Genomic DNA, 14,354 nt, shown 5'->3' on the forward strand with positions numbered 1-14,354 from the left:
AATCCAATGACTAAAAACAGAGCAACTTCTATCGGGCTGCTGGCTATTCTTCTCTGGAGCACCATGGTCGGCCTGATCCGCGGCGTCAGTGAAGGCTTAGGCCCGGTCGGCGGTGCGGCGGCGATTTACACCCTGAGTGGCGTATTGCTCCTGGTCACCGTCGGGTTTCCACGGCTAAAAACCTTTTCGTTCCGCTATCTGCTGGCAGGCTGTGTGCTGTTCGTTAGCTATGAAATTTGCCTCGCACTTTCACTGGGCTATGCTGCGACTCGCCAACAGGCGATTGAAGTCGGCATGGTCAATTATCTGTGGCCCAGTCTGACGATCCTGTTTGCGATCCTGTTTAATGGGCAGAAAGCACGTTGGTGGGTCATTCCCGGTCTGTTGATATCACTGTTAGGCGTCAGCTGGGTGTTAGGCGGTGAGCATGGCCTGAACCTGGAGGAAATAAAGCACAATATCGCCAGCAGTCCGCTGAGCTATATTCTGGCCTTCTGTGGAGCATTTATCTGGGCGACGTATTGCACGGTGACCGCCAAATATGCCCAAGGCAAAAACGGCATCACGCTGTTTGTTTTACTGACCGCCGTCAGCCTGTGGGTTCATTATTTAGCCAGCCCGCAGCCGCCAATGATCTTTAGCTGGCCAGTCGTGATGAAGTTGATTATGTGTGCGCTGTCGCTGGGAATTGCGTATGCGGCGTGGAATATCGGCATCCTGCACGGGAGCGTCAGCCTGCTGGCCGTCGGGTCTTATTTTACACCGGTGCTCTCCTCTGCCCTGGCGTCTGTTTTGCTCAGCGCCCCGCTCTCCTGGGCTTTCTGGCAAGGAGCCTGCATGGTGTGTGCAGGCTCCCTGTTATGCTGGTCCGCGACGCGGAGCTAGTTACACGGTCTGGCGTGCTTTCGACAGACCAAACCAGATCCCCACCGCCAGCACCAGCATCATGCTACCCGCGCTGAATAACGCCACGCTGTGCGAGGTGATAAACGCGCTTTTCGCCGCTTCCGCCACGGATTCCGCAAGCGTTGGGGTTAGCGTTTGTGCCGCCTGCATCGCTTCGCCAATCGACGATCCGGCGCGCTGGGCAGCCTCCACGTCAAGCCCTTCCGGCAGCACGATCGAGGCGGTATAGCTACGGGTCAGAATCAGGCCAAACAGCGCAATACCCAGTCCCGCACCCAGCTCGTAGGCCATGGTTTCGATAGCACCCGCAGCAGCCGCTTTCTCTTTCGGCGCGGCGGCCATAATAGCGGCCGTCGAGGCCAGTAACGCACTGGCCGCACTGAAGCCTAACAGCGTCATCAGGCCCCACGCCTGCCACTGTTGGGTGCTAAAATCGGTCATCGACAGGCCGAGGAAGCTGATCGCGCTCAGCGCCATCCCGCCCGTCGCCACCTGACGTAAACCCAGACGCGAAACCAGAACACCCGCAATCGGCCCACTGAATCCGCTCGCCAGCATCAGCGGCAGCATAAACAGCCCGGCTTCAAACGGTGATTTACCATGAACAAACTGCAGTTCCTGCGCCATCAGCAGCTCGAACCCGACCAGCGTAATCATTGCCGTCACCGCCATCATCACCCCGCTGAGGATAATGCGATGGGTAAACAGACGCATGTCGATCATCGGCGTGCGGGCGTTAAGCTGAATACGCACAAACGCAGTGAGCAGCGTCGCCCCGAACAGCAGCACGATGCCGACAACCCACAGTGCCATCACGCCTTTCATCGCCGTTTTAGCACTCCACACCAGCAGTAAAATCGCCACAATCAGCATCAGCGCATGGCTGAAGTTCAGCGGTTGTTCACGACGCCCAGCCTGCTTCGGTACGACGCGGGCACTCAGCGCCATCACCACCAGCACAATCGGGACGTTGATCAGGAATACCGCCCCCCACGAGAAATGCTCAAGCACGATCCCACCGATCAACGGGCCAAACGCTGCCCCGCCGGAACCGACCGCAGCCCACATCCCAAGCGCCATATTACGATGACGCGCTTCGCTAAACGTATTGCGGATCCCCGCCAGGGTGGCCGGAACAATCATTGCCGCACCCACTGCCAGCACCGCACGCGCCGCAATCAGCCATTCCGCGGTGGTCGCAAACGCGGCGCACAGTGAAGCCAGACCGAACAGACCGCTCCCGATCAGCAGCAGACGTTTAAAACCAATTCGGTCACCCAGCGCGCCCATCGGCAGCACCATCCCCGCCATCACCAGCGAGTAGATATCAATGATCCACAGCAGTTCATTACCGCTCGCGCCGAGCGCAACGCTCAGCGTCGGCGCAGCGACGTGTAAAACCGTGGCATCAATCGCTACCGGGATATACACCAGTACGATAGCAACTAACGTTAACCATTGACGAAACATAACCTTTCCCTCTTTCATAACCATTCTGGACACTTGTCCAGGTTGCGATCCTGCTTGAGAGTTGAACGCTTGTCCAGCTTTTTGTTATCATCGCCTCATTATCGACAGGGACTAACACTATGAGCTATCTGAATCGGGAAGAACGTCGCGAAACCATTATGCAGGCCGCCATTCAGGTGGCGCTGGAAGAAGGGTTCAGTGCGATGACCGTCCGTAACATCGCCACCCGCGCGGGCATTGCCGCCGGACAGGTCCACCATCACTTCACGTCATCGGGGGAGTTACGATCGCAGGCATTTGTGCGGGTGATCCGCGACATGATGGCCCTGCCGCTGGTGCCAGAAAATGCCAGCTGGCGCGAGCGTCTGTTTTCGATGCTCGGCAGCGAAGACCGCAGGCTCGAGCCCTATATTCGTCTGTGGCGACAGGCGCAGCTGCTGGCCGACAGTGACCCGGAGATTAAAGCCGCGTATCTGTTGACCATGTCAATGTGGCACGGCGAAACGGTGCGCATCCTCCTTGCCGGGCAACAAGCCGGAGAGTTCACCCTGCGCGACAGCGCCGAGGATATCGCCTGGCGCTTAATTGCGCTGGTCTGCGGCATGGATGGGATCTACGTTCTGGGGATGGCGGAAGTGGATGATGCCGCGTTTAGCCGCCATTTACAGCGCGCCATTACACTCGAATTATTTTAATTACTTACAATTAGTAACACTTAAGCGCGGCGATATTCTGAGCCCATTCGCGTGGCTGCGCTTTTTTATCTATCCTTCATTCTCATAACCCTAAAAATCCTTACTTTTCGCGGAACAACACGTTTCGACGATCTCCTTATGCTTATTTTTTCATAACGAACTGGTGTAAACGAGGGCGATATGTCACAACGAGATGAGAAGAATAATCATTACCTTTTAAATAACTGGAAGCCGGAAAACCCGCAGTTCTGGGAGAATAAAGGCAAAGGCATCGCCCGGCGCAACCTCTGGATATCCGTGGCCTGCCTGCTTCTGGCCTTCTGCGTATGGATGTTATTCAGTGCCGTCACCGTTAATCTCAATAAAGTCGGATTTAATTTCACTACCGATCAGTTATTTTTATTAACTGCCCTGCCTTCCCTTTCTGGTGCAATATTACGCGTTCCCTACTCCTTTATGGTGCCTATATTTGGTGGCCGTTACTGGACGGTATTAAGCACTGTCATCCTCATTATTCCTTGTGTCTGGCTAGGGTTTGCGATTCAGAATGTCGCTACTCCGTACTGGGTATTTATTACTATCGCCCTGCTGTGCGGATTTGCTGGCGCTAATTTCGCTTCCAGCATGGGGAATATCAGCTTCTTCTTCCCGAAAGCCAAACAGGGCAGCGCCCTTGGGATAAACGGAGGGCTGGGCAATCTTGGGGTCAGCGTGATGCAACTGGTCGCGCCGCTGGTGGTATTTCTCCCGATCTTTGCCTTTCTCGGCGTTCATGGCGTCACTCAGGAAGACGGTTCCACGATGTGGCTGACCAACGCCGCATGGATCTGGGCCCCGCTGCTGTTGCTGGCGACCATCGCCGCCTGGTTTGGTATGAACGATATCGCCAGTTCCAAAGCCTCGATCGCCGACCAGTTGCCCGTGCTGGGACGCATGCACACCTGGATCCTGGCGCTGCTGTACCTCGCGACGTTCGGCTCCTTTATCGGTTTTTCAGCCGGATTCGCCATGCTGGCCAAAACCCAGTTCCCGGATGTGAACATCCTCAAACTGGCGTTCTTCGGCCCGTTCCTTGGCGCACTGGCCCGCTCGTTTGGCGGAGTGATTTCAGACAAACTCGGCGGCGTGCGCGTGACGCTGATTAATTTCATCTGCATGGCCATCTTTAGCGCGCTTATCTTCCTCACGCTGCCGGGCGGCGGTTCCCCGGGCAATTTCACCACCTTCTACCTGGTCTTTATGGGCTTGTTCCTGACGGCTGGGCTCGGCAGTGGCTCGACCTTCCAGATGATTGCGGTGATTTTCCGCCGCATCACCATCGAACGGGTAAAAGCCAAAGGCGGAAGCGATGAACAGGCGCAACAGGAAGCGGTCACGGATACCGCCGCCGCGCTGGGCTTTATCTCCGCCATCGGCGCCGTCGGTGGCTTCTTCATCCCCAAAGCGTTCGGCACCTCGCTGGCAATGACCGGCTCTCCGGTTGGCGCAATGAAAATCTTCCTGGTGTTCTACATCGTTTGCGTGGTGGTGACATGGTTTGTGTATGGTCGTCGCAAGGAGAAATATCATGAGTAAGCTTCTGGACCGGTTCCGCTACTTTAAGCAAAAAGGCGACGCCTTCGCCAACGGTCACGGTCAGGTGTACAACACCAATCGCGACTGGGAAGACAGTTACCGCCAGCGTTGGCAGTTTGACAAAATTGTGCGATCTACCCACGGCGTCAACTGTACCGGCTCCTGTAGCTGGAAAATCTACGTCAAAAATGGTCTGGTGACCTGGGAAACGCAGCAGACCGATTATCCGCGTACTCGCCCTGACCTGCCTAACCACGAACCGCGTGGCTGCCCGCGCGGGGCGAGTTATTCCTGGTATCTCTACAGCGCCAACCGCCTGAAATATCCGCTGATCCGCAAAAGCCTGATTTCATTGTGGCGTGAGGCATTGCAACAGCATCCCGACCCGGTTCACGCCTGGAATTCCATCATGCAGGATCCGGCCAAATGCCTGAGATACAAACAGGCGCGGGGTCACGGTGGTTTTGTGCGTTCAGACTGGAAAGAGCTGAATACGCTGATCGCGGCGGCCAACGTCTGGACCATTAAAGAATACGGCCCGGACCGGGTCGCGGGCTTCTCGCCGATCCCGGCGATGTCGATGGTCTCTTATGCCGCTGGCACCCGTTATCTGTCGCTGCTGGGCGGCACCTGCCTCAGTTTTTATGACTGGTATTGCGATTTGCCCCCCGCTTCGCCGATGACATGGGGCGAGCAAACCGATGTCCCGGAATCCGCCGACTGGTACAACTCGTCGTACATCATCGCCTGGGGCTCAAACGTGCCGCAAACGCGCACGCCGGATGCCCACTTCTTTACCGAAGTGCGCTACAAAGGCACCAAAACCATTGCCATTACCCCGGATTTCTCGGAAGTGGCGAAGCTCAGCGATCAGTGGCTGGCCCCGAAACAAGGCACCGACAGCGCGCTGGCGATGGCGATGGGTCATGTGATGCTGCGTGAATTCCATCTCGATAAGCCGAGCGACTACTTCATCAACTACTGCCGGCGTTACACCGACATGCCGATGCTGGTACAGCTTGATGCCCGGGACGATGGTAGCTACGTGCCAGGCCGGATGCTACGCGCTTCCGATCTGGTTGATAACCTCGGCGAGGCCAATAATCCGCAATGGAAAACCGTTGCGTTCAACACGGCTGGAGAGTTGGTGGTGCCCAACGGCGCGATTGGCTTCCGCTGGGGCGAACAGGGAAAATGGAACCTCGAACCGGTGGCCGCAGGCAGCGAAACGGAACTCCAGCTCAGTTTGCTCGGTAATCACGACCGCGTGGCAGGCGTGGCATTCCCCTATTTTGGCGGCAACGAAAACCCGCATTTCCGCAGCGTAAAACAGGACCCAATCCTGGTTCGTCAGGTTCCCGTGAAGCAGTTAACGCTGGCCGACGGCACATCGGGTCTGGTGGTCAGCGTTTACGACCTGATCCTCGCCAACTATGGGCTTGACCGTGGATTAAACGACCCGCTCGCCGCGCAGGGCTACAGCGAAATCAAGGCTTACACCCCAGCCTGGGCCGAGCAAATCACCGGTGTGCCGCAATATCACATCGCACAAATCGCCCGGGAATTTGCCGATACCGCGCATAAAACCCATGGCCGCTCGATGATTATTCTCGGGGCCGGGGTCAACCACTGGTATCACATGGACATGAACTACCGGGGGATGATCAACATGCTGGTGTTCTGCGGCTGCGTCGGTCAGAGCGGCGGCGGCTGGGCGCACTACGTCGGTCAGGAAAAACTGCGTCCGCAAACTGGCTGGCTACCGCTGGCGTTTGCCCTGGACTGGAACCGCCCCCCACGCCAGATGAACAGCACCTCCTATTTCTACAACCACTCCAGCCAGTGGCGTTATGAAAAACTCACGGCTAAAGAGCTGCTCTCCCCGCTGGCCGACGCCAGTCAGTTCACCGGGCATTTGATTGATTTCAACGTCCGCGCCGAGCGTATGGGCTGGCTGCCGTCGGCGCCGCAGCTTAATCTCAACCCGCTGTCGGTCAAAAAAATGGCCGATGCCGCAGGCGTTTCCCCGGCGGATTACACCGCACAGGCGCTGAAATCGGGCGATATTCGCATGGCCTGTGAACAGCCGGACAGCGGGAACAATCACCCACGAAATCTGTTCGTCTGGCGCTCTAACCTGCTTGGTTCATCCGGTAAGGGGCATGAGTATTTACTCAAATATTTGCTCGGCACCGAAAGCGGTATTCAGGGCGAGGCGCTTGGCGAAAGCGACGACGTGAAGCCGGAAGAGGTCGAATGGCAGACGGCGGCGATTGAAGGCAAACTCGATCTGCTGGTGACCCTGGATTTCCGGATGTCCAGCACCTGCCTGTTCTCCGATATCGTGCTGCCCACCGCCACCTGGTATGAAAAAGACGACATGAATACCTCGGATATGCATCCGTTTATTCACCCGCTGTCGGCGGCGGTCGATCCTGCCTGGGAGTCACGCAGTGACTGGGAAATCTATAAAGGGATCGCTAAAGCGTTTTCAACCGTCTGCGTCGGCCATTTAGGCACCGAAACCGATGTGGTGCTGCAACCGCTGATGCATGATTCTCCGGCTGAACTGTCCCAGCCTTTCGACGTTGCCGACTGGCGCAAAGGCGAATGCGAGTATGTGCCGGGCAAAACCGGGCCAGGCATCGCGGTGGTCGAACGTGATTACCCGGCCACTTATGAGCGCTTCACCTCGCTCGGCCCGCTGCTCGACAAACTGGGCAACGGCGGGAAAGGCATTTCGTGGAATACCGAAGCCGAAGTCGAGTTTCTCGGTAAGCTCAATTACGTCAAAGCCGACGGTCCGGCGAAAGGCCGCCCGCGCATTGAAACCGCTATTGATGCCTCGGAGGTTATCCTCGCCCTCGCCCCGGAAACCAACGGTCAGGTGGCGGTCAAAGCCTGGGAAGCGCTGAGCAAAATCACTGGCCGCGAGCACGCCCATCTGGCACTCAACAAAGAAGACGAGAAAATTCGCTTCCGCGATATTGTCGCCCAGCCGCGCAAAATCATCTCCAGCCCGACGTGGTCTGGCCTCGAGAGCGAGCATGTGTCGTATAACGCCGGTTACACCAACGTGCATGAACTGATCCCGTGGCGCACGCTGTCCGGTCGCCAGCAGCTGTATCAGGATCATCTGTGGATGCGCGCCTTTGGTGAAAGCCTGGTGGCCTACCGTCCGCCGATCGACACCCGGAGCGTGAGCCAAATGAACGCTATCCCGCCGAACGGCTTCCCGGAAAAAGCGCTGAACTTCCTGACGCCGCACCAGAAATGGGGCATTCACTCCACCTACAGCGAAAACCTGCTGATGCTGACCCTGTCGCGGGGTGGGCCGATAGTCTGGCTCAGTGAAACCGATGCCAAAGAGCTTGGCATCGAGGATAACGACTGGATAGAGGCCTTCAACGCCAACGGCGCCCTCACCGCCCGCGCGGTGGTCAGCCAGCGAATCCCGCCGGGAATGACGATGATGTATCACGCCCAGGAACGCATCATGAATATTCCGGGCTCAGAAGTGACGGGCCGACGTGGCGGGATCCACAACTCGGTGACCCGCATCTGCCCGAAACCCACGCACATGATCGGCGGCTACGCCCAACTGGCGTGGAGCTTTAACTATTACGGTACCGTCGGCTCCAACCGCGACGAATTCATCATGATCCGCAAAATGAAAAACATTAACTGGCTGGATGACGAAGGCAGTGATCAGGTCCAGGAGGCGAAAAAATGAAAATCCGTTCTCAGGTTGGCATGGTACTCAATCTCGACAAATGCATCGGCTGTCATACCTGCTCGGTGACCTGTAAAAACGTCTGGACCGGTCGCGAAGGGATGGAATACGCGTGGTTCAATAACGTGGAAACCAAGCCCGGCATCGGTTATCCAAAAAACTGGGAAGATCAGGAGCAATGGGAAGGCGGATGGATCAGAGGGATTAGCGGCAAATTAACCCCGCGTCTTGGCGGGCGAATTGGCCTGATGGCGAAAATCTTTGCTAATCCGGTGCTGCCCGCTATCGACGATTATTACGAACCGTTCACCTACGACTATCAGGATTTACATCGTGCGCCGGAAGGCAAACATCTGCCCACCGCCCGACCACGTTCACTAATCAGCGGCGAACGGATGAACAAAATCGAATGGGGCCCGAACTGGGAAGAGCTGCTCGGCGGCGAGTTTGAAAAACGCGCCAAAGACCAAAACTTCGAGAACATGCAAAAGGAGATGTACGGACAGTTCGAAAACACCTTCATGATGTATCTCCCGCGCCTGTGCGAACACTGCCTGAACCCCAGCTGTGTAGCGACCTGCCCGAGCGGGGCCATCTACAAACGCGAAGAAGATGGCATCGTCCTGATCGACCAGGATAAATGCCGGGGCTGGCGCATGTGCATCAGCGGCTGCCCGTACAAAAAAATCTATTTCAACTGGAAGAGCGGCAAGTCAGAAAAATGTACTTTCTGCTATCCGCGCATTGAGTCCGGCCAGCCCACGGTCTGCTCGGAAACCTGCGTCGGGCGCATTCGCTATCTCGGCGTGCTGCTGTACGATGCCGATCGCATTGAAGAAGCGGCCAGCACCGAGCATGTGACCGACCTCTACGAACGCCAGTGCGAAGTGTTCCTCAACCCGCACGACCCGGCGGTTATCGAAGAAGCGATCAAACAGGGTATTCCGCATAATGTGATAGAAGCTGCGCAGCAGTCACCGGTGTACAAACTGGCGATGGAATGGCAACTGGCCCTGCCGCTGCACCCGGAATATCGCACCCTGCCGATGGTGTGGTACGTGCCGCCGCTGTCACCGATTCAGTCGGTCGCCGACGCCGGAGCACTGCCCCATAATGGCAATATTCTGCCTGCGGTGGAAAGCCTGCGTATCCCGGTGCAATATCTCGCCAACCTGCTGGCGGCGGGCGATACCGGCCCGGTGCTGCGCGCGCTGAAACGCATGATGGCGATGCGCCATTATAAACGCTCGCAAACCGTGGAAGGCGTAACCGACACCCGTGCGCTGGAAGAAACCGGCCTCACCGTGGAACAGGTGGAAGAAATGTACCGCTATCTCGCCATCGCCAACTACGAAGACCGCTTTGTGATCCCAACCAGCCATCGAGAAATGGCGAAAGAAGCTTTCCCGGAGCGTAACGGCTGTGGGTTCACCTTCGGCGACGGCTGCCACGGGTCTGACACGAAATTCAATCTGTTCAACAGCAAACGCATCGATGCCATCGACGTCTCAGGCGTGCGTCGGCATGGGGAGGGGGAATAATGCCAATCCTCAAGCTGATTGCCCTGCTGCTGGAATACCCTGACGCGGTGCTGTGGGACAATCGTGAAGACGCTCTGGCGCTGACCACGCAGGATGCGCCAACCCTGGTGCCGTGGGTGGAGAATTATCTCAGCGCTCCGCTGCTCGATCAGCAGGAACTGTGGTGCGATCTGTTTGAACGCGGCAGCGCCATGTCGCTGCTTTTGTTTGAACACGTCCACGGCGAATCCCGCGATCGCGGTCAGGCGATGGTCGATTTGATGGCGCAATATGAACAAGCGGGCCTGCAACTCGACTGCCGAGAGCTGCCGGACCACCTGCCGCTGTATCTGGAGTTTCTTAGCACCCGCCCGCCGGACGAAGCCCGGGAGGGGTTACAGAACGTCGCCCCGATCCTGGCCCTGCTGGGCGGCAGACTCAAAGAGCGGCAGTCGAACTACTATCAGCTGTTCGACACCCTGCTGCTGCTGGCCAACAGTCCGTTAAGAAGTGACAGCGTCACGCCGCAGGTGAAAGCCGAACCGCGCGACGATACCCGTCAGGCACTGGATGCGGTCTGGGAAGAAGAACAGGTGAAGTTTATCGAAGATAACGCCACCGCCTGCGACAGTTCCCCGCTGCAAAGTTATCAGAAACGTTTTAGTCAGGACGTCGCCCCGCAGTACGTCGACATCCGTTCAGGAGGCCCCAAATGAGCCACTTCTTTGACGTCTTCTTTTACGACATTTACCCCTACATCTGCGGTTCGGTGTTTATTATCGGGAGCTGGCTACGCTACGACTACGGGCAGTACACCTGGCGTGCCGGCTCCAGTCAGATGCTCGACAAACGCGGGATGGTGCTGTGGTCGAACATGTTCCACATCGGCATTCTGGGGGTGTTTTTCGGTCATGCGTTCGGGATGCTGACCCCGCACTGGATGTACGAGTCGTTCCTGCCGATTTCGGTCAAACAGCAAATGGCGATGATCCTCGGCGGAGCCTGCGGGGTGTTAACGCTGATTGGGGGGGCCGGACTGCTGATTCGTCGCTTGTTTAACCCGCGTGTCCGTGCCACATCGACGACGGCAGATATCCTGATCCTCAGCATTTTGCTGATTCAGTGCATGCTCGGCTTATCGACGATTCCGTTCTCTGCGCAGCACCCGGACGGCAGCGAGATGATGAAACTGGTTGGCTGGGCGCAATCGGTTGTGACCTTCCAGGGCGGCGCATCCAGCCATCTGGCGGGCGTCGCCCCGATTTACCGCGTGCATCTGGCGCTCGGGATGACCATCTTCCTGCTCTTCCCGTTCACCCGTCTGGTGCATGTCTGGAGCGCGCCGGTGGAATATTTTACCCGGCGCTATCAGATTGTGAGGTCACGCCGCTAACATACTTCCCTTATACTCCGGGCCGGGACGCCCTATTTCCCGGCCTCGGGGTGCGTATCAAATGCCGCCATTACTGCGGCTAAATCTGCCAGCGTGAACCCATTTTTCGGGTCATCCACCCCCTGCCCGAATTTATCCTGGAGCAGTAAATACAGGCTCTCCACGTCGGGCAGATGCTGCTGCTCGACGGTATGACCGTTTTCCTGATGGGTGAAATGGAAATTGGTGAGCGTCAGCTTGCCGCCGTCCGGCAAATGGCGGCACATCAGCAAATGATGACGGAAATGCGACTGCGGCCAGTGCGCTGACCAGAAGTTACCCGCTACGTGATCGGAAAAATACTGCGGTACCAGGTCAAAGTGGTACATCGACTGCCAGCGGTCGTGATGACGGTACTGTAAAATCCAGTCGTTGCCCTCATGCAGCAGGCGATACACGCCGTGCGGCGTGGTCTGCTCTTTATCCGCCTGCAGCAGAATCGGCGCGGTGAGCGTCTGTCCACCAAATCCAACATCGGCAATCCAGCGCTCGCCGTCCAGTTCGACAACCAGCAAACGGTGCGTGCGCGGCGGCATCTGCGGCGGATTCGACAACACCACGCGGCCAAGCACACTGCGCACGTCAAAACCAATTTCGCGCAGTACCCGCTCAAACAGACCGTTCTGTTCGAAACAGTAACCGCCTCGTCGCGCCGAAATTAGCTTATCCTCAAGTGACTGGTCGTCGAGCTGAATTTCACGCGGTAACAGCACGTCGAGATTTTCAAACGGAATGGTACAGTTGTGGCGCAGATGCAGCCCACGTAGCGTTTCAATGTCGACCGCGACGGAATCGGTCCAGTTCAGACGGGCTAAATACGCAGTTAAAAATGGGCTCATACGGCCTCCATGCTTCGGTTATTATGCTTTTTATAACGTATTTGATTTATTCGCCAGGCGATTTTGTGCGGTCATTTTTTCCGTTTGTGCGCCATCGCTGTTTTCCGCATCCGGAACCCGCTTAAATGCAGCAAACCATCAGGAGAATTGCTATGAGCCGTTTTTGCCCCGTGGAATTAAAACATGCCAGCCGCCTGCTCAATCATGGCCCGACGGTGTTGATAACCAGCTACGACGACAGTATCGACCGCCGTAATATCATGGCCGCCGCCTGGTCAATGCCGGTGGAGTTCGAGCCGCCGCGCATTGCGATTGTGGTGGATAAAAGTGCCTGGTCGCGGGAGTTGATTGAGCGCAGCGGAAAATTCGGCATCGTTATTCCCGCCGTGGATGCGGCGAACTGGACCTATGCGGTCGGCAGCGTCAGCGGGCGCGATGAGGATAAATTCAACTGCTACGGTATTCCAGTCGTGCGTGGCCCGGTACTGGGTCTGCCGGTCGTGGAAGAAAAATGTCTGGCGTGGATGGAGTGCAAACTGCTGCCCGCCACGGCAGCGCAGGAGAAATACGACACCCTGTTTGGCGAAGTGGTGGCCGCCGCCGCAGACGAACAGGCGTTCATCGCCGGGCGCTGGCAGTTCAACGGTGACCGACGCAACACCCTGCATCATCTCGGCGCTGGCACCTTTGTCACCAGCGGCCGGATGATTAAAGCGGCAGAATAATCAGTATTTACCAGAGAAATTGGCGCTGATACGCTGCGCCAGATAATCCCGGGCGGTGATAGGCGGGTATTTTTTGTTTGGCCCCTCAATCACCACGTCCTCGTTGGCCTGGCAGAAAAACGCCAGGCTGTAACGCGCATCGACCGATTCCCCCGGCAATGGGCTGCGGACGCGATGGAAATTCGACGGCAGTTGGTCATCGCTCCAGCGCATCAGCATATCGCCGATATTGCAGGTGATCAGCCCTTCCAGCGGCTCAATCGAGGTCCAGCTCTGCGTCTCCAGTTCTTTCCCCGGACAGACCTGTAATCCGCCCTGACCCGCCTGTTGAAACAGCAGCGTCAGGCAGTCAAAATCGGTATGTGCTCCGGCACGCCATGGGCCATCCGGTTCGCCGGTCAGCGCGAAATAATGCAGCATCCGCAGCGTGCTCTGATAGGTTTCACGGGACGGGTCGTGTGCCTGGCTGAAAAACGCTTCCGGGAAGCCCATCTTCAGCGCAAAGCAGGACAATAACTTCATCCCCACCTCCCAGCACTGACGCTCAAATGCCAGCACCTCGTCACGAAAGCCCGGCAGAGTGACATCGTCTGGCCACAGCCCGGACATGCGCGGGCGCGTCACCTGATAAGACTCTTTCTGATCCGGTTTGCCGGTTGAGGGCCTGATTTGCGCCCGGTATTCCCAGCCCGCATTGCGGTTGAGCGGATAACGGGCCTTCACCTCCTGCGACAAGGCAAAAAACTGTGCCGCACGAGCAAAAGCCGCATTAATATCGTCCAGAGGAATGCCGTGTCCTGAGACCTGGAAAAAGCCAATTTCAGTCGACGCTTGCCACAGCGCATCGGCGATTTCTGTCTTGCGCTGATCGAAGTCAGTCAGGTCAATAATGCGGATTTCGCGGCTGGCTTCCAGCCCGCGCGCGCCCATGCGCGATTCTTTGGTGAGTTCATGCATTGCGTAAGTCGATGTGCTGTTCATTGGGATACCTCGTTAACAGAAATAACGGAGGACCTGCCGTGGCGCATTGATGTCTGGCGGGCAGATCTCGGCATCGTCTGCAACAGACGACAGAGCAATGACCCACCGGCATGACGCCCGGCTGACAGCTTCTACTCAGGCTGACCCAAGCAATGCCCGTGCCAGGCTGCTAAATCCTTTTCTTTCAGTTAATTACCCTATCGCCCTCACCCGAATTGCACGCCAGTTGTGCAACGATGAAACGTTTTGCTTCATCGTTGTGCAATGTATTAGCGCCTGAAACAATCCTTTCACCCCCATCTACCTCACCTGCCGCTAACCGCCTGATAAAGCAAGCCCGCAGGATATTTGGCACGCGCCTTGCTTAATCATTGCCAGAGTATAAGCGGTCAGCGTGACAGCACGCGGGACATTGCTCTACAGCTTCGGCTGTACCTCGTCAGGGGGCGGCGCATGGCGTCGTGAGCATCGCTTACCC

General features: G+C 57.1%; 11 protein-coding genes. 8 read left to right on the plus strand and 3 right to left on the minus strand.

Annotated elements, in window-relative coordinates; translation table 11 throughout:
- Positions 1–6: 6 nt before the first annotated feature.
- Complete coding sequence (gene yddG, locus ACG0Z5_RS01610) at positions 7–885, plus strand: aromatic amino acid DMT transporter YddG (protein ID WP_394445001.1); 879 nt, start codon at positions 7–9, stop codon at positions 883–885.
- On the opposite strand, the gene ACG0Z5_RS01615 is transcribed toward yddG, so the two are convergent.
- Positions 886–2,376: an MFS transporter gene (locus tag ACG0Z5_RS01615; protein WP_394445002.1), complete on the minus strand. Its 1,491-nt coding sequence runs from the start codon at positions 2,374–2,376 to the stop codon at positions 886–888.
- A gap of 119 nt (positions 2,377–2,495) precedes the next feature.
- Here ACG0Z5_RS01615 and ACG0Z5_RS01620 point away from each other — a divergent pair, with 119 nt between their 5' ends.
- The 6 genes from ACG0Z5_RS01620 to narI all read left to right on the plus strand — a co-directional run bounded on the left by ACG0Z5_RS01620 (position 2,496) and on the right by narI (position 11,292).
- Positions 2,496–3,071, plus strand: coding sequence for a TetR family transcriptional regulator (locus ACG0Z5_RS01620; RefSeq protein WP_394445003.1), 576 nt, complete (start codon positions 2,496–2,498; stop codon positions 3,069–3,071).
- Positions 3,072–3,251: 180 nt separating this feature from the next.
- Positions 3,252–4,646, plus strand: coding sequence for a NarK family nitrate/nitrite MFS transporter (locus ACG0Z5_RS01625; RefSeq protein WP_394445004.1), 1,395 nt, complete (start codon positions 3,252–3,254; stop codon positions 4,644–4,646).
- Entirely contained in the window at positions 4,639–8,379 is a 3,741-nt protein-coding gene (locus ACG0Z5_RS01630) for a nitrate reductase subunit alpha (RefSeq protein WP_394445005.1), read from the plus strand. Before ACG0Z5_RS01625 ends, ACG0Z5_RS01630 begins: the two co-directional genes overlap by 8 nt.
- Entirely contained in the window at positions 8,376–9,920 is a 1,545-nt protein-coding gene (gene narH, locus ACG0Z5_RS01635) for a nitrate reductase subunit beta (RefSeq protein ID WP_394445006.1), read from the plus strand. The genes ACG0Z5_RS01630 and narH overlap by 4 nt, the downstream gene beginning before the upstream one ends.
- A complete protein-coding gene (gene narW, locus ACG0Z5_RS01640; protein WP_394445007.1) occupies positions 9,920–10,615 on the plus strand; it encodes a nitrate reductase molybdenum cofactor assembly chaperone in 696 nt (231 codons plus the stop codon). Before narH ends, narW begins: the two co-directional genes overlap by 1 nt.
- A complete protein-coding gene (narI, locus tag ACG0Z5_RS01645) occupies positions 10,612–11,292 on the plus strand; it encodes a respiratory nitrate reductase subunit gamma (protein ID WP_394445008.1) in 681 nt (226 codons plus the stop codon). The genes narW and narI overlap by 4 nt, the downstream gene beginning before the upstream one ends.
- Before the next feature lie 32 nt (positions 11,293–11,324).
- Here the strand turns inward: narI and nhoA are convergent, their stop codons facing one another.
- Positions 11,325–12,170, minus strand: a complete 846-nt coding sequence (gene nhoA / locus ACG0Z5_RS01650; protein ID WP_394445009.1) for an N-hydroxyarylamine O-acetyltransferase — start codon at positions 12,168–12,170, stop codon at positions 11,325–11,327.
- A 152-nt stretch (positions 12,171–12,322) separates the two neighbouring features.
- Between nhoA and ACG0Z5_RS01655 the strand changes: the two genes are divergently transcribed.
- Complete coding sequence (locus ACG0Z5_RS01655; protein ID WP_394445010.1) at positions 12,323–12,895, plus strand: flavin reductase family protein; 573 nt, start codon at positions 12,323–12,325, stop codon at positions 12,893–12,895.
- On the opposite strand, the gene ACG0Z5_RS01660 is transcribed toward ACG0Z5_RS01655, so the two are convergent.
- Positions 12,896–13,876 (minus strand): isopenicillin N synthase family dioxygenase, encoded by a 981-nt coding sequence (locus ACG0Z5_RS01660; RefSeq protein WP_394445011.1) that lies wholly within the window; start codon positions 13,874–13,876, stop codon positions 12,896–12,898.
- Between the last annotated feature and the right edge of the window lie 478 nt (positions 13,877–14,354).

This window comes from Scandinavium sp. M-37, from assembly GCF_043558715.1.
GTDB lineage: Bacteria > Pseudomonadota > Gammaproteobacteria > Enterobacterales > Enterobacteriaceae > Scandinavium > Scandinavium vulneris_A.